Genomic DNA, 15,513 nt, shown 5'->3' on the forward strand with positions numbered 1-15,513 from the left:
TGCGACTCGCGCATCAGGACGTTTCGCGCCGGGACAAGGACGCATGAGCGAGTTCCGCCGCGGGAACTCGCTTCGGATGACACGTGCTCATGGCTGGCCGCCGCATCGAAATTTTTCATGGCTGGGTTCCGCTTTTGAGCTTGGGAGTTCAATGCAGATGCATTAATCGGAAGGGCGCGGCGGACAGCGACCGCGGCAGGGGAGGACACGGATGTCGGTACAGGCAGGCGATCTCGGCACGGCCTCCCGCAGCCAGAGCTTGCGGACGCCGGTCGTCATCATCGTGTGCGGCTGCGCGATTGCGCTGCTGAGCTTCGGTCCGCGCTCCAGCCTCGGCTTCTTCGTGCAGCCGATGAGCCGTGAATTCGCCTGGGGACGCGACGTGTTCGCGCTTGCGGTGGCGGTGCAGAACCTGTTGTGGGGGCTCGGTCAGCCGCTCGCCGGCGCGATCGCCGATCGTTTCGGCGTGATGCGCGTGATCTGTGTCGGCGCGCTGCTCTATGCCGGCGGCCTGCTGATGATGCGCTATTCCAGCTCGCCTCTGTCGCTGAACATCGGCGCCGGCGTGCTGGTCGGCTTCGGCCTGTCGGGCTGCTCGTTCAATCTCATCCTGTCGGCGTTCAGCAAGCTGTTGCCGCCGGAGCGCCGTGGTGTCGCGCTCGGCGCCGGCACGGCGGCCGGCTCGCTCGGCCAGTTCCTGTTCGCTCCCTTCGGCGTCGCGCTGATCGACCAGTTCGGCTGGCAGAGCGCGCTGATGGTGTTCGCGACGCTGATGCTGTTCATCGTGCCGCTGTCGCTCGCCGTGGCGACGCCGCCGGCGGCCGAGGCCAAGCCGTCGGAGGCCGAGCAGCAGTCGTTCACGACCGCGCTGATGGAGGCGTTTGGACACCGCTCCTACGTGCTGCTGGTGCTCGGCTTCTTCACCTGCGGCTTCCAACTCGCCTTCATCACCGTGCACCTGCCGGCGTTCCTGGTCGATCGTGGCCTGTCGGCGCAGGTTGGCGGCTGGGTGATCGCGGCGATCGGCCTGTTCAACATCATCGGCTCGCTCAGTGTCGGCTGGCTGCAGAGCCGGCTGCCGAAGCGCTACATCCTGTCCTTCATCTATTTCACCCGTGCGCTGGCGACGCTCGCCTTCATCTCGTTCCCGGTCACGGCGGCCTCCGCGATCGCCTTCGGCGCGGTCTCCGGGCTCGCCTGGCTCTCCACGGTGCCGCCGACCTCGTCGCTGGTGGCGATCATGTTCGGCACCCGCTGGCTCGCCACGCTCTATGGCTTCGCCTTCGTCAGCCACCAGGTCGGCGGCTTCCTCGGCGTCTGGCTCGGCGGCATCGTGTTCGAGCGCTACGGTTCCTATACGCCGATCTGGTGGCTCTCGATCCTGTTCGGCGTGCTGTCGGCGCTGATCAACCTGCCGATCGTCGAGAAGCCGGTCGCGCGCGCCGTTCCCGCGACCTGAGTTGCGCGGCCGACCCGATCGGCTAAACATGGCGTGAGACAAAGAAAGCGCAGGGAGTGCCGCTGTGGGAACGTTCAAGGCGATCCGGATCGACAAGGCGGACAAGGGAACGACCGCGACGCTGACGCAGTTCGATGAAGCCGAGCTGATGGACGGTGACGTCACGGTCAAGGTCGAGTGGTCGGCGCTGAACTACAAGGACGGGCTGGCGCTGACCGGCAAGGCGCCGGTGGTCCGGCGCTTCCCGATGATCGCGGGGATCGATTTTGCCGGCACGGTCGAGCAGTCCAGCCATCCCGCCTGGAAGCCGGGCGATGCCGTGATCTGTACCGGCTGGGGCATGGGCGAGACCCATCTCGGCGCCTATGCCGAGAAGGCGCGGGTCAAGGGCGATTGGCTCGTCGGCCTGCCACAGGGCCTGTCGGCCCGGGATGCCATGGCCATCGGCACCGCCGGCTTCACGGCGATGCTGGCCGTGCTGGCCCTGGAGAAGCACGGGCTGACGCCGGCCAGCGGGGCGGTGGTGGTGACGGGCGCGGCCGGCGGCGTCGGCTCGGTGGCGACGGCTGTGCTCGCCAAGCTCGGCTACCACGTGATCGCCTCGACCGGCCGCCTGGCCGAAGCCGACTATCTCAAGTCGCTCGGTGCCGCCGAAATCATCGACCGCAACGAGCTGTCCGGGCCGGCCAAGCCGCTGGCGAAGGAGCGCTGGGCGGGCGGCATCGACAGCGTCGGCTCGCATACGCTCGCCAACTTGCTGGCGATGACCCAATATGGCGGTGCCATCGCCGCCTGTGGCCTCGCTGCCGGCATGGATTTGCCATCGTCGGTGGCGCCGTTCATTTTGCGCGGCGTATGCCTCCTCGGCATCGATTCGGTGATGTGCCCGCTGCCGGCGCGCAAGGCGGCCTGGCAGCGCCTCGCCACTGATTTGGATCGCGCAAAACTAGCTGAAATCACTCACGAAATTGCCTTGGACCAAGTGGCGTCGCTGGGGCTGCAGATTCTCGCGGGCCAGGTCCGCGGCCGTACGGTGGTAAGAATATCCTGAGGATGTTCAGACTTTTCAAACCATGCTGCTCCATTGTTGCCATGGTTGGTATGGTAAGCATGGGGTAAAGATACCGCCTTACCCGCTGCGTTGGGTTAAGTGGGAGTTTGATGCATGCTCGCGCGTATATTGCTGGGGACCGTGACTGCCGGTGCCGTGATTGCTCCTGCGGTTGCGGGTTCGATGACAGCCGACGAGGCCCGCAAATTCGTCGCCGGAAAGGTGTTCGCCTTCACCTGCGTCGACGGCACCCGTGGCGCGGGCCGCATCCTCGACGACATGGGCGCGGCGGGCGCGGTGCAGTTCTCCGGCTCTGGCCCGGTGCGTCACATCCGCCTGCCCGGCAACACCCTGCAGATTCGCGGCCAGAACGTTTGCGCTGCCATCAAGGGCATGCCGTTCGAGCCGTGCTTCAACCTCGACAAGAAGGACGACCGCAGCTTCCGCGGCTCGGTCTCCGGGCTCAGCGCCTTCGCCTATTGCGACTTCCAGCATCAGGGCGGAGCCACCATGCTGATGGCGCGCGCCGTGGCGCGGCCGCGCGCCGCGCGCGCTGCTGTTCCCGCTGCCGACGGCTTGCACACCGAAGTGGCGGCGCGGGTCGAGACCCCGCGGGTGGAGCGCAGCAAGGTAGAACCCCTGAAGGCGGATCCTGCGAAGGCCGCCAAGGCGGAAAGCGCGAAGCCCGAAACCGCCAAGGCCGAAAACGCCAAGGCCGAAAACGCGAAGACCGAAATTACCAGATCCGATAACGCGAAGTCGGATGCGGCGCCGGAGCTGCGTCGCTCGACCGATTAGTTGTTAGTTCACCGATTATTGAAAAACCAGTCCCCTATTAACATAGAGCAATATTTTAAGCTGACCGCACGTTAGTGGTCATTGCGCCGTAGTCGTACGGAATCTCAAATTCATGCCTCGGTAGTGACTCGTGTGCAGTTTGCAACCAGGGGGGTGGCCCACGAGAAAGGGTCGTTATGTCGCTTTATTTCTTCCGAATCAGCCAGGGCCGCTATTCTGGCGCTGCTGATCAGCCTTATGAATTCGCCAACCGGGAAACCGCCTGGAACGAGCTGACGGCTGTCTGCTCCGACCTGATCGGTGGCATCTCGAAGTCGTTGCAGCAGGGGGCCGAGTGGCAGATGGAGCTGCTCGACGAAGCCAAGCAGCCAGTGTTCCGGATCCGCCTGATGTCCGAAGCGGTCGGCTGAGTTCCAACTGTCCGGGTGATTGCGCCGCTGGCCATCGGATTCGAGGTCCGGTGCGCCGTGGCGCCAATCCGCTGAGGGCGTGTTCTCCGTCCGTCACACTTCTCGCGCTCAGACGGCGTTTGTGATGTTGCCGAACGCCATTCGTGGTTTTGCTTCCACACGATCCGTCAACGGTATCGGGAGATCCGGTGCCTCGGGCGCCGGTTCAGGAGCACCGCGCCGTCCCTGAGGGCCATCATTTTACGCGCATTGTCAGTAATCTTACGGTTCCAGCATTAACCTCCGATAAGCCTGTTTCGCGCCCAATGAGGTCGTCAGAGACGACATGCGGGTTCGGAATTTTCGGAGCCCTCTGATCCTCTGACCTCGACCGCGCAGCGCAGCGCAGACCTGGATGTTCGGGCCGTCTCTGGCGCTGGCAGAACGCGGCCGAACCACGCAGTCAGCTGGGGTCCTCCGTGTCAACAATGTCCATTCGTACGAAGATCATTTCGGTCATCGCCTTCATGCTCGTCACCATGTGCGGGCTCGGCGTGCTCGCCGTCACCAGCATGCAGTCGATCAATGCCAACACGGTCGACATCGCCACCAACTGGTTGCCAAGCGTGCGCGCGATCGGCGAGCTGCGCGCCGACATCAACCTGCTGCGCATCGCCTTGCGCGCGCATGTGATGTCGGAGACGACCGAGGCCAAGCAGGCCGCGGAGAAGCGCGTCAACGGAATCCTCGAGACGATCAACAAGGACCGCAAGACTTACGAGCCGATGATCACCTCGGCCGAGGAACGCGCGATCTACAACAACTGGGTGCAGTCCTGGGAGAAGTACGTCGTCGCCGTCAAGCAGGTGATGGATGAATCCAACAAGAGCGTCGGAAAGATTCCGCGCGAGGCCACCGAAATGCTGGAAAAGTCGGCCGCGGCGATCGCGCGTGACGCCGACAAGTATTTCATCCAGGACATCGAGTTCAACAACAAGGGCGCCGACAACGCGACGCGGCAGGCTGCCGAGAGCTTCTCGCGCGCGATCTGGCTCGTGGTTTCGATCATTGCCGCCGCCGTCATCGCCGGCATCGCCGTCGGATTCTATCTCGTGCAGAACGTCTCGTCCGGCATCGCGTCGATCATCAAGCCGATGCAGGAGCTCGCCAAGGGCGATCTCGGCGCGGAAGTCACGCATCGCGGCGAGCCGAACGAGATCGGCGCCATGGCCGATACGCTGCAGGTGTTCAAGGAGGCGCTGATCGCCAAGAAGGAGGCCGACGAGCTCGCGGCCCACGATGCCGAGGTCAAGATCGAACGCGGCCGGCGCGTCGACAATATCACCCGCCAGTTCGAGGCGACCATCGGCGAGATCGTGCAGACGGTGTCGTCGGCCTCGACCGAGCTCGAGCATTCCGCCGGCGCGCTGTCATCCACCGCGACGCGTTCGCAGGAGATCTCGACTGCGGTTGCGGCTGCTTCGGAGGAGGCTTCGACCAACGTGCAGTCAGTCGCGTCCGCGACGGAGGAGCTATCGTCGTCGATCACCGAGATCAGCCGCCAGGTGCAGGAATCGGCCCGCATGGCCACCGAGGCCGTCGACCAGGCGCGCATGACCAACGATCGCGTGAGCGAGCTGAGCAAGGCCGCGGCGCGGATCGGCGACGTCGTCGAACTGATCAACACGATCGCCGGCCAGACCAATCTGCTGGCGCTGAATGCGACCATCGAGGCCGCTCGTGCCGGCGAGGCCGGCCGCGGCTTCGCGGTCGTCGCCTCCGAGGTGAAGGCGCTGGCCGAGCAGACCGCCAAGGCGACCGACGAGATCGGCCAGCAGGTGTCCGGCATCCAGGCGGCGACACAGGAATCGGTCGGCGCCATCCGGGCGATCTCCACGACCATCGAGCGGCTGTCGGAAATCTCGTCGGCGATCGCGGCTGCCGTGGAAGAGCAGGGTGCCGCCACGCAGGAGATCTCGCGCAACGTCCAGCAGGCATCGGAGGGCACGCAGCAGGTTTCTGTGAACGTCGTCGACGTGCAGCGCGGCGCGACGGAAACCGGAACGGCCTCCACGCATGTGCTGGCCGCGGCGCAATCGCTGGCCTCGGACAGCGACCGGCTGAAGCGTGAGGTGGCGTCGTTCCTGGAGTCGGTGCGCGCGGCCTAATCCGACATGGCGCTACGCCGCCGGCTGAGCCGGCGGCGCCTGCTGCTGCCGTCGGAACAGCACCTTCTGGTACAGCCAGCCGATCGCGACCAGCACCAGCCCGAGCCCGATGAATGACAGCGCGCGCCACACGCCGGTCAGCGCCGACATGTCGATCAGGAAGGCCTTCAGGATCGTCAGCGCGATCACGATGGCGGACGCCAGACGGGCGCGTTGCGACTGCACGATGATTCCGATCCCGAGCAGCACCACGCCGAAGGCGAGCCAGGCGATCGAATAGGTGTACTGCTCGGCCGCGCTGGTCGGCCCTGCCGTCAGATCGGGGCCGTGATAGATCCGGCGGATCTCGAGGCTGACATAGGACAGCGCCAGGATCAGTGCGCCCGCGGCCAGCGTATTGCCATAGGCCGGCGGACGGCGGCCTGCGACCGCGTAGGACAACAGCAGCATCAGCACCGCCGGGAACGCATAGGCCAGGATCAGGATGTTGAGCAGGCCGCCCTTGATCGCGACATCCGAGATCATCGGATTCTCGAGCAGCAGCAGCCCGAGCACGGTGGCGCCGCCGGCAAAGCCGGTCAGGATCACGGCGCTGATGTTGTGCACGATGCTGCCGCTGCGCTCCCGGAGCCGCTCCAGCCCGATCGCCAGCGCCAGGGCCACGCAGACGTCGAGTCCCACTTCGGCGAGCGATGGCACCGCCAGCATGTCGCCGTCATTGACGGCGTGGCGGATCTCCAGGAAGGCGAGCAGGGTCGTGAACAGGATCGCGGCGGCCTCGACCGCGCGCAGCGGCGCGTCGTCGCCATGGCGGCGCATCAGATAGCTCGCGCCCCAGAACGACGCCGCCGGCACGCCATAGCCCCACAGCAGCCAGTTGACGATCGGCGTGGTGCCGACATCGGCGCCGACGATGCGCGGATCGTAGCCGATGCGCAGCACGACGAGCCCGGCAAAGACCGCCGCCAGCGTGCGCAGGAACGGGATCGGCCGGCTCTCGAAGATCCAGGCGGTGCCGAGCGACATCAGCGCCAGCGCGATCGTCAGCCAGCCTTTCTCCAGCGCGAAGGTCAGCGCCAGCGCCAGCGCGGCCAGCGTGCCGGTCGCGAACAATGCGATCGAGGCGCTGAGGCCCGGACGCTCCTCGCGCCGGGTCAGCGCCTCGGTGGCGACGGCAAACACGGCGGCGAGCACGACGGCGAGGATCGCGAACGGAATCGAGCGGTCGAGATGGGCGATGCGCGCATAGAGCGCGACAAGAAGCGCCAGCGGCGTGAACACGCCGGCCGCCGACCACACCACCGGCACGATCGCGTTGTGCGAGCGCCCCTGCGCCAGGAAGCCGGCGCCGCCGAAGCCGAGCGCGAAGATCGCCGCCGTCACCAGATGCGACGTGACCGATGCGCCGAGCGGGTTCGGCCCCATCCCGGGCAACGCGCCGCCCGGCAGCACCAGCAGGTCCGGATTGTCGCGCAACGCCCATTCGGCGAACACGAGGAACACGGTCGCAGCGGCGGCGGCGACCGCGCCGACGGCGCTCGGCGCGCGCCAGGCGACCGCGAGCGTCGCCGCGACCAGCACGGTGAAGCCGATCAGCGCCAGACCGTCATGGAAGCTCGCCAGCACGACCAGCATGGCGCCGAGCAGATAAACCGCCAGGCCGACGGATGAGATCGGCTCGACCTCGTCGTTCTCGGCCGCGGGTCCGAACATGAAGCCGCAGACCACGATCAGCGCGGCCAACGCGAAACCAACAGCGACGTGGAAGACATGCGGCGCCACCGTCTCGACGCCCGCGTCGAGTCCGGGCAAGGTCCACAGGAACGACAGCCCGATCGTGGTCATCGCGAGCCAGCGCCACAGCCGCACGCGGGCCAGCGCAAAGGCGGCGGCGGTGACGATGGCGAGGTAGATGTAGAGCGCCCAGTAGTTCGGCTCGCCAGTCGACACCAGCACCGGCGTCGTGAATGCGGCGACGAGGCCGAGCCCGGCCAGCGCCGGGCCGTGCAGCAGCGCCGCCGCCAGCGTGCCCAGCGCGACGATGCCGAGCAGCACGAAGGCGATCGCGGGCGGCAGGAACTCATACAGCGCGTAGGCCGCGTAGATCGTGGCGAAGGCGACCGCCGTGCCGGCCGCGGTCAGGATCGCCGGAATGTTGGCGATCGGCAGCGCTGCGATCTGCGAGATGCTCTCCTTGCGCCGGGTCCATTCGCCGGCCGCAAGCAGCGCGGCGGCGAACAGCGCGCCGAGCGCGACGCGCACCTCGGGGCCGACGAGGCCGGCCTCGATCGAATAGCGCACCATGAAGAAGCCGCCGAGCGCCAAGGTCAGCCCGCCGATCCACACCACCCAGCGGGTGCCGATGCGCTCCTCGAAGCCGGCCGCAGGCTGCGGCACGGGTGGCGGGGACGCGAGCGGCGGCGGCTGTTCGGCCGCGTCGTCGCTCGCCATCGCCGCGGGCTGGAGAGCAGGCTCGGGCTCGGTCAGCTCCGGCAATGGCGGCGGCATTGGCGGGGCTTCAGCGGGCTCCTGAAGCGGGCTGAGCGGCGGCGCGACCACCGGCGCAGCCGCGATCGGGCGTGCCGCCTCGAGCTTGGCCAGCCGGGCCTGGACCTCGGCCAGGCGATCGGAAATCCGGCGCGCGAAGGCGAGCGCCGCGAACGCGACCAGCAGCGCGATCCAATCCAGGGGCCAATCGAACATCACGCGGGGAATCCTCAATCGATGGCGCTGGTGGGCGTCAGGGGTGGAACGCGCCGGCCTGCGGGTGGACCGCTGGCGCAGCGAATCGGCCGACGGCCCGCGGCGGGTCGCCCGATGGCCGTCGTTCCCTCTGTGTCAAACCGTGGAACATAAGTTCAAAGCGCACCGGTACGCGGCTCCGCCGCGTCGCAACTCAGTCCAGATCGATCCGGAACGGCGCGCTGTCGACCATCATGGCGCCGGGCCCGATCGCGTCCAGCGCGCGCACCATGCGCCCCTGGCGGCCCAGTGCCCTGTCGGCCAGGCTGACGATCAGCCGGTTCGGCGAGGCGATCGGCGAGGCCTGGCGGATCGCCCAGGCGATATCGAGCTCGTCGCGATTGGGGTTGAGCGCGCAGGCCGTGGCGAAGGCGCTTGCGGTGGAGCGGCTGATGCCGGCATAGCAGTGGATCACCAGCGGCGCCGCACGATCCCAGCCGCGCACGAATTCCAGCACCTGGGCGACGTGATCCTCGCTCGGCGCCATGAAGCCCGGAAGCTGCTCGGTGATGTCGTCGACCGAGACCCGCAGATGGTTTTCGGGGCGGATCGTCTCCGGCCGCTTCACCTGCTCGACATTGGCCATGATGGTCAGCACGTGGCTGGCGCCGGTCAGGCGCACGGTCTCGGGCAGGGCGGCGAGTGAGCAGACGTGGATCATGGCGAGCCTTTGGAGGCCCGATTATACGAATGGGGGCACAAGGGCAAAAGCGGGTTTTGGATGTCTGCTGTCGGGCTGGCGCATATATGCGCCGACAGCCCTCAGCGCGTGTTCTTGAGCTGCCGCAGCTCCTGGCGAACCAGATGGGCCTTGCCTTCGATCTCCGCGTTCAGTCGCTCGAGATGGTCGAGGAGCCGCTCACGGTTCTGGGGGGCGATCTCGACCGGTTTCTCGGACCAGGGCCGGCGCACGAACAGGGCCACGATGGCGACGGCCAAGGCGGTCAGAAGCGGAAAGCTCAGGGCAACGAGCTGGTGCAGGGTCATCGAAGACCTCCCAGGATCCACTGACCCAGCAAATGTATGAGCACTCCGGTGATAATGCAAACGACGCCCGACCCGTAGATCAGGCCCGCGGGGGTGCTGGGCGGCAGCACCCCATAGACGAACTGGGCAAGCGGCACGAACGTCCCGGCGGTGACGATGGCCGTCGCCAGCGTGTTGACCCAGTTGGCCGCCAGCTTCAGCCGTTCATTGCGGCGCTCGTCCGGCGTCAGCGGCATCTCAGCACGACCCCAGCACCGCGTGGAAGCGGGTCAGGAACTGCTTCTCGGCCTTGGCCGCGCTCCAGGGCGTCAAATAGTCCGCCACGGTGGCATCCGGCAGGCCGGGGTCGCGACCGAACAGCTTCTTCGCCTCGCTCTCCGAGAAGCCGGCCAGCCGGGTCGCCTCCAGAAAAGCGGCGCCGCGGTCGGCCGCCTTGATCTGGCGCTCGATCTCAGGAGCAATCTCCGCCGGCAGCCCGAAGCGGATGTGGATCGCCCCGAGCAGCCGCTTCTCGACGCTCTTGTAGCCGTCGCCGAGCACCGCCTTGAACGGCGAGATCATGTCGCCGATGACGTATTCCGGCGCATCGTGCAGCAGCGCGGCGAGCCGCAGCCGGGCATCGATGTTCGGCTTGCGCGCGCGCATCACCGTCTCGACCAGCAGCGTGTGCTGCGCGACCGAGAAGATGTGCGCACCGGTGGTCTGGCCATTCCAGCGCGCGACACGCGCGAGCCCGTGGGCGATGTCGGCGATCTCGACATCGAGCGGCGAGGGATCGATGAGGTTGAGCCGCCGGCCGGACAGCATGCGCTGCCAGACGCGGTCGTGCCCGCTCGGGGCCTTGTCAGTCGTCATTTGGGAGGCTTGAGGCGTGGGGTGCGGCGCTTGCCGCTGCAGGTCTCGTGGCAGAAGCAGGTGACGAGATGGTCGTTGACCATCCCGGTCGCCTGCATGAAGGCGTAGACGATCGTGGGACCGACGAACTTGAAGCCGCGCGAGGCCAGCTCTTTCGAAATCTTGATCGACAGCGGCGTCGAGGCCGGCACGCTCGCGGTGGTCTTGAACTGATTGACCTTGGGTGCGCCGTCCATGAAGTCCCACAGCAGCTTGGAGAAGCCGGGACCCTTGTCCTGGATGTCGAGCCAGGATTTCGCGCTGAGAATCGTCCCTTCGATCTTGGCGCGGTTGCGCACGATGCCGGCATCGTTCATCAGCGCGTGGATCTTCTTGTCGGTGTAACCAGCGATCTTCTCCGGCTGGAAATCGTCGAAGGCACGGCGGAAATTGTCACGCTTGCGCAGGATCGTGATCCACGACAGCCCGGCCTGGAAGCCGTCGAGGATCAGCTTCTCGAACAGCGCGCGGTCGTCATATTCCGGCACGCCCCACTCGGTGTCGTGATAGGCGACATAGAGCGGATCGCTGCCCGGCCAGGGGCAGCGCGTCAGGCCATCGGGATGGACGACAGCAGCGCGACCCATGAGACCGGCTCAGGCGACCGTCTGTTTCGGCGCGCCCTGCAGCGCGTCGGGATCAGCGATGCGTAGAACGAGGCCGCCGGCGGTAAGCGGCGTTCCCGCCTCCAACGCCTCGGCGGCGCGGTCGATGCGCAGCAGCGCCATGCCCTTCTGCGCGGCGGCCGAGCCCATGGTGCCGACGGTCTTGTCGCCGGCCAGAATCGGCGTGCCCGGCTCGGGACTCGGCCCGTCGAGCAGCACCTTCGCCGCGCGCGTGCGCGTGGTGCCGCGATGATGCATGCGGCTCACGACCTCCTGGCCGACATAGCAACCCTTGCCGATGTCGACGCCGTGCAGCCGGTCCATATTGGTCTCGTGCGGGAAGGCATCGCCATACGTGAAGTCGAGCCCGCCGCGCGGCACGCTGCAGTCGATACGATGCGCCTCATAGGCGTCGGTCTCGACGATCTCGGCCCCGAGCCGTGCGGCGATCTCCGCGAGCGCCTCCTGCGGCGCAATGACGCGCGCGCCGAGGCGCTCATGACGCGGATCGGCGAAGCTCGGCTCCGGCGTGGCGCCGATGGCGCCATCCCAGACCGCGATCACGCCGAGCTCTCCGGAGCGATTGCTGACCGCGACCTTGGCCCTGAGCTTGTAGAGGTTGAGCTTGTCGGTGAGCGCCTGCGCCAGCGCGCGCGGACAGTCGAGCAGGAAGCGCTCGCCGGCGTCGGTCGCCGGCACCTGCGCCACCAGGAAATCAACGATGATCTTGCCCTGCGGCGTCAGCAGCGCGCCGAACCGGGCATCGCCGGGCGTGAGCTTGGTGACGTCGGTGGTGAAGAGACCGTTGAGGAACTTGCGTGCATCGTCGCCGCTGACCTGGACCACGCCCCGGTCGTCGAGAAACGTCGCCTTCATCCGAAAAACCTCTTGCGACAGGCCGCACTGAAACGTAAGCCGCCCAGGCATAAACCACAAGGCTGAAACGCCGCCGCGCGGTGGCTTCATTCTAAAGATCGAGACTCGCGTGCCACCGGAGGCCAGCAAATGGGCAGGCGCGCAGCATGATCGATCTGTCTTGGGGCGGTCAGGAGAATGAAATCCTATGAGGGCTTCATGAGCGCGCGCTTCGACGTCATTCTGAAATCCGGCACCGTGGTCAATCAGGACGGCGAGGGCGTCCGCGACATCGGCATTTCAGGCGGACGTATTGTCGAGATCGGCGATCTCGGCACAGCCTCGGCCGCCGAGATCATCGACTGCAAGGGCCTGCACGTGCTGCCCGGCGTGATCGACACCCAGGTGCATTTCCGCGAGCCTGGTCTCACTCACAAGGAGGACCTCGAAACCGGCTCGCGCAGCGCCGTGATGGGCGGCGTCACCGCCGTGTTCGAGATGCCCAACACCAATCCGCTGACGGTGACCGAAGAGGCGTTCGCCGCCAAGGTCGCTGCCGGCCACCATCGCATGCATTGCGACTTCGCCTTCTTCATCGGCGGCACCCGCGAGAATGTCGAGCAGCTTCCGGTGTTGGAGCGCGCCGAGGGCTGCGCCGGCGTAAAGGTGTTCGTCGGCTCCTCCACCGGCTCGCTGCTGGTCGAGGACGACGACAGCCTGCGCCGCATCTTCCAGGTGATCCGCCGCCGTGCCGCGTTCCACGCCGAGGACGAGTACCGCCTCAACGAGCGCAAGGACCTGCGCGTCGAGAACGATCCGCGCTCACACCCGGTGTGGCGCGACGAGGAGGCGGCGCTGCGCGCCACGCAACGTCTCGTCACCCTCGCGCACGAGACCGGCAAGCGCATCCACGTGCTGCACATCTCGACGAAAGAAGAGATCGTGTATTTGCGCGACCACAAGGACGTCGCCACCGTGGAGGCGACGCCGCATCATCTCACCTTGGCGGCGCCGGAGTGCTACGAGCGGCTCGGCACCTACGCGCAGATGAATCCGCCGGTGCGATCAGTCGATCATCGCGACGTGATCTGGTGGGGCGTCCACCAGGGCATCGTCGACATCTTAGGCTCCGACCACGCGCCGCATACAGCCGAGGAGAAGGCCAAGACCTATCCGGCCTCGCCCTCCGGCATGACCGGCGTGCAGACGCTGGTGCCGATCATGCTCGACCACGTCAATGCCGGCCGGCTGTCGCTGCAACGTTTCGTCGACCTCACCAGCGCCGGCCCCGCCCGCATCTACAACATCGCCCGCAAGGGCCGCATCGCCGCCGGCTACGACGCCGACCTCACCATCGTGGACCTGAAGCGCAGCGAGACCATCACCAACGAATGGGTCGCCTCGAAAGCCGGCTGGACGCCCTATGATGGCCTACGCGTCACCGGCTGGCCGGTCGGCACGTTCGTCCGCGGTCAACGCGTGATGTGGCAGGGCGAGCTGCTGACGCCAGCGATCGGCGAGCCGGTACGCTTCACGGAGACGCTGCGGCCGTAACGGCGCTACGCGTTAGTTTGCTCCGTCATTGCGAGCGCAGCGACGCAATCCAGAGTCCTTGCGCGGCCCTGGATTGCTTCGTCGCTCTGCTCCTCGCAATGACGCGGAGCGGGCATCACGCCCGGCCGTCGTTCACGCGAACAGCTTGTCGATGTCGTCCTGGGAAATCGCCACGCCGGGCCGCTTCGGGCCCTCCAGCAAGTCTGGGACGCTCGAGGGGGCAGCAAGCTCGGTGGCCAGCCGCGCCAGCTCCTCTTTTCCCCAGATGCGGACGAGCTTGTTGATGTGGTCCTCCATGAACTGCAGCGACTTGACCACCCGCGTGATCCGCTGCCCTGTGAGGTCCTGGAACGCGCACGCCTCGAACACCTTGTTCGTGCTGTCGACGATCTCGTCGCTGACCGCCGCGGCCGTCGGGTCTTTGACGCTCTGCAACTTCGCGACGCTGGCGCCGATCGCCTCCATGCTTTCGAGGATCGCGTTCCCGGCCACCTCCGTATTCTCGACGATCGCGTCGAGGGTGTCGGTCATCGTCGCGAAACTGCCCTTGCCGTCGCCTTGAAGAGCGGCGAGTTCGCGCCGCATGCTGCTAATCTGGCCGAACATCTCGACCAGGTAGGTTTTCAGCAACCTCTCTTCTTCCGGCGCAATCATCAGAAATCCCCGACTTTTCCTTAACGTTTCCTTACCAATTCTTCACGCGGCAGTTGCAAACCCCGGCCTGCGCTTCTGTGAAGGCATTTCGGATTTCGCTTCGGCGGTGACCGGCTCGCGACGCGGCTATCGAGATTTCGCGTAAGCTCGAAACGGCACTGTGGTCAGGTAGGTGAAGATCAGCGACCTATTTTTGCCCGTTTTCGTTAAGGGCGCATGTTCATTCCCGTCAAAGCCTTCAAATTGCTTTGTGAAGAGTTTCCGAGCGACATGGCTGCCGAGGGCTGCCGTTGGGCAGTGCTCGGTCTGCTGTCGGTTTCCGCGACGCCGGGACGGCCCTTGGAGCCTGGATGAGCGAGCGGGCGTCACGACAGGAGGCAGGCGGCGTCGGCCGGCCAAAATGAATGCGAATGTCCGCTGCCAGGGACGACGCGGACGTGGGGGAGAAATTCCAGTACGCCGCCTCTTGACCCAGAGCTCTCTACTGACCGCGATCGTCGATCGACTTGCGTTTTGCCGAGCAACATTTTTGCCGGCACCCGATGGTTCCGCTCTCGGGGACGACCTGACGTCTGCAATCCAGGGGATCGATAAGCCGCCTGTGACCCAACCATCGTTCGGTCCACGGCTAGGCGCACCGCATCGGCGAGGCGCTGACGAAGCCGGATATTTCGACTATCCTGCCATCCGGACCATCAAGGCGGGGCAGGACGGGGTCCAGGAGGGGACATCGATGAGCACAGTAAGAAGCGCGCTGGCCCAGAAGAATGGCGCCCTGATCCATGTTCGTTCCGACGACATGGTCGTCGAAGCCTTGCGCCAGATGCGCGACAACCGGGTCCGGTCGGTGCTCGTCATCGACGACGGCGCGCTGGTCGGCATCGTGACCCAGGGGGACTGCGCCATCAAGGTGCTGCTGCCCGGGCTCGACGCCAAGCAGACGCCGGTGGGCCAGGTGATGACGGGCAACCCGGTGACGGTCAAGCCGGACCACCGGCTGGACAGTTGCATGGCGATGATGGCTCAACGTGGCTTTCGCCATCTGCCGGTGCTGGACGCGGGCAAGGTCGTGGGCGTGATCTCGGTCGGAGACGTCGTCAAGAACATCATCCGGGACTTGGAGCACAACGTGGACGACCTGATGGGCTACATCATGAAGGACGGCCCCGGGGGCTGACGGACGAACGTGGTGCCGTCGCTCTCCGCCTATGTCTGCTTGTGAGCCCATCTCGGACCTTTCCGCCCGCCCCCGCGACGTCCGCTGTCGGGGTGCACCGGAAGTTAACGACCGTGGAAGCGCAGGGGCCGCTTGTGACCCGAGGCCGACGTTGTTCGCGGTGCATGGTCAGCCCAGGAA

At 66.3% G+C, this 15,513-nt stretch carries 15 protein-coding genes; 7 read left to right on the forward strand and 8 right to left on the reverse strand.

Annotated features, from left to right (window positions below; genetic code table 11):
- Nucleotides 1-211: 211 nt before the first annotated feature.
- From QX051_RS11605 to QX051_RS11625, 5 genes are all read left to right on the forward strand, one after another.
- Nucleotides 212-1,459, forward strand: a complete 1,248-nt coding sequence (locus QX051_RS11605) for an MFS transporter (protein WP_315776179.1) — start codon at nucleotides 212-214, stop codon at nucleotides 1,457-1,459.
- A 64-nt stretch (nucleotides 1,460-1,523) separates the two neighbouring features.
- Nucleotides 1,524-2,510: an MDR family oxidoreductase gene (locus QX051_RS11610; RefSeq protein ID WP_315776180.1), complete on the forward strand. Its 987-nt coding sequence runs from the start codon at nucleotides 1,524-1,526 to the stop codon at nucleotides 2,508-2,510.
- Between the two features lie 114 nt (nucleotides 2,511-2,624).
- Nucleotides 2,625-3,308 carry a hypothetical protein gene (locus tag QX051_RS11615; protein WP_315776181.1) on the forward strand — a complete coding sequence of 228 codons (684 nt, stop codon included), beginning with the start codon at nucleotides 2,625-2,627 and terminating at the stop codon, nucleotides 3,306-3,308.
- 176 nt (nucleotides 3,309-3,484) lie between these two features.
- A complete protein-coding gene (locus QX051_RS11620; RefSeq protein ID WP_315739975.1) occupies nucleotides 3,485-3,718 on the forward strand; it encodes a DUF6894 family protein in 234 nt (77 codons plus the stop codon).
- Nucleotides 3,719-4,176: 458 nt separating this feature from the next.
- Nucleotides 4,177-5,865, forward strand: coding sequence for a methyl-accepting chemotaxis protein (locus QX051_RS11625; protein ID WP_315776182.1), 1,689 nt, complete (start codon nucleotides 4,177-4,179; stop codon nucleotides 5,863-5,865).
- A gap of 12 nt (nucleotides 5,866-5,877) precedes the next feature.
- On the opposite strand, the gene QX051_RS11630 is transcribed toward QX051_RS11625, so the two are convergent.
- From QX051_RS11630 to QX051_RS11660, 7 genes are all read right to left on the reverse strand, one after another.
- A complete protein-coding gene (locus QX051_RS11630; protein ID WP_315776183.1) occupies nucleotides 5,878-8,568 on the reverse strand; it encodes a DUF2339 domain-containing protein in 2,691 nt (896 codons plus the stop codon).
- Nucleotides 8,569-8,761: 193 nt separating this feature from the next.
- A complete protein-coding gene (locus QX051_RS11635) occupies nucleotides 8,762-9,268 on the reverse strand; it encodes a tyrosine phosphatase family protein (RefSeq protein ID WP_315739978.1) in 507 nt (168 codons plus the stop codon).
- A gap of 101 nt (nucleotides 9,269-9,369) precedes the next feature.
- Entirely contained in the window at nucleotides 9,370-9,594 is a 225-nt protein-coding gene (locus QX051_RS11640; RefSeq protein WP_315739979.1) for a hypothetical protein, read from the reverse strand.
- Nucleotides 9,591-9,830: a hypothetical protein gene (locus QX051_RS11645; protein ID WP_315717219.1), complete on the reverse strand. Its 240-nt coding sequence runs from the start codon at nucleotides 9,828-9,830 to the stop codon at nucleotides 9,591-9,593. The genes QX051_RS11640 and QX051_RS11645 overlap by 4 nt, the downstream gene beginning before the upstream one ends.
- 1 nt (nucleotide 9,831) lies before the next feature.
- The gene (locus QX051_RS11650; RefSeq protein ID WP_315739980.1) at nucleotides 9,832-10,449 is read right to left on the reverse strand and encodes an HD family hydrolase; all 618 of its coding nucleotides are present in this window, start codon (nucleotides 10,447-10,449) and stop codon (nucleotides 9,832-9,834) included.
- Nucleotides 10,446-11,075 (reverse strand): DNA-3-methyladenine glycosylase I, encoded by a 630-nt coding sequence (locus tag QX051_RS11655; RefSeq protein ID WP_315776184.1) that lies wholly within the window; start codon nucleotides 11,073-11,075, stop codon nucleotides 10,446-10,448. Before QX051_RS11655 ends, QX051_RS11650 begins: the two co-directional genes overlap by 4 nt.
- A 9-nt stretch (nucleotides 11,076-11,084) precedes the next feature.
- Complete coding sequence (locus QX051_RS11660) at nucleotides 11,085-11,969, reverse strand: folate-binding protein (protein ID WP_315776185.1); 885 nt, start codon at nucleotides 11,967-11,969, stop codon at nucleotides 11,085-11,087.
- Nucleotides 11,970-12,167: 198 nt separating this feature from the next.
- On the opposite strand from QX051_RS11660, the gene QX051_RS11665 reads away from it, so the two are divergent.
- Nucleotides 12,168-13,502, forward strand: a complete 1,335-nt coding sequence (locus QX051_RS11665) for a dihydroorotase (protein WP_315776268.1) — start codon at nucleotides 12,168-12,170, stop codon at nucleotides 13,500-13,502.
- 132 nt (nucleotides 13,503-13,634) lie between these two features.
- On the opposite strand, the gene QX051_RS11670 is transcribed toward QX051_RS11665, so the two are convergent.
- Nucleotides 13,635-14,156: a protein phosphatase CheZ gene (locus tag QX051_RS11670; RefSeq protein WP_315739983.1), complete on the reverse strand. Its 522-nt coding sequence runs from the start codon at nucleotides 14,154-14,156 to the stop codon at nucleotides 13,635-13,637.
- Nucleotides 14,157-14,889: 733 nt separating this feature from the next.
- On the opposite strand from QX051_RS11670, the gene QX051_RS11675 reads away from it, so the two are divergent.
- Entirely contained in the window at nucleotides 14,890-15,333 is a 444-nt protein-coding gene (locus tag QX051_RS11675; RefSeq protein ID WP_315776186.1) for a CBS domain-containing protein, read from the forward strand.
- The last annotated feature ends 180 nt before the right edge of the window (nucleotides 15,334-15,513 follow it).

This window comes from Bradyrhizobium sp. SZCCHNR1053, from assembly GCF_032381235.1.
In the GTDB taxonomy this organism is placed as follows: Bacteria; Pseudomonadota; Alphaproteobacteria; order Rhizobiales; family Xanthobacteraceae; genus Bradyrhizobium.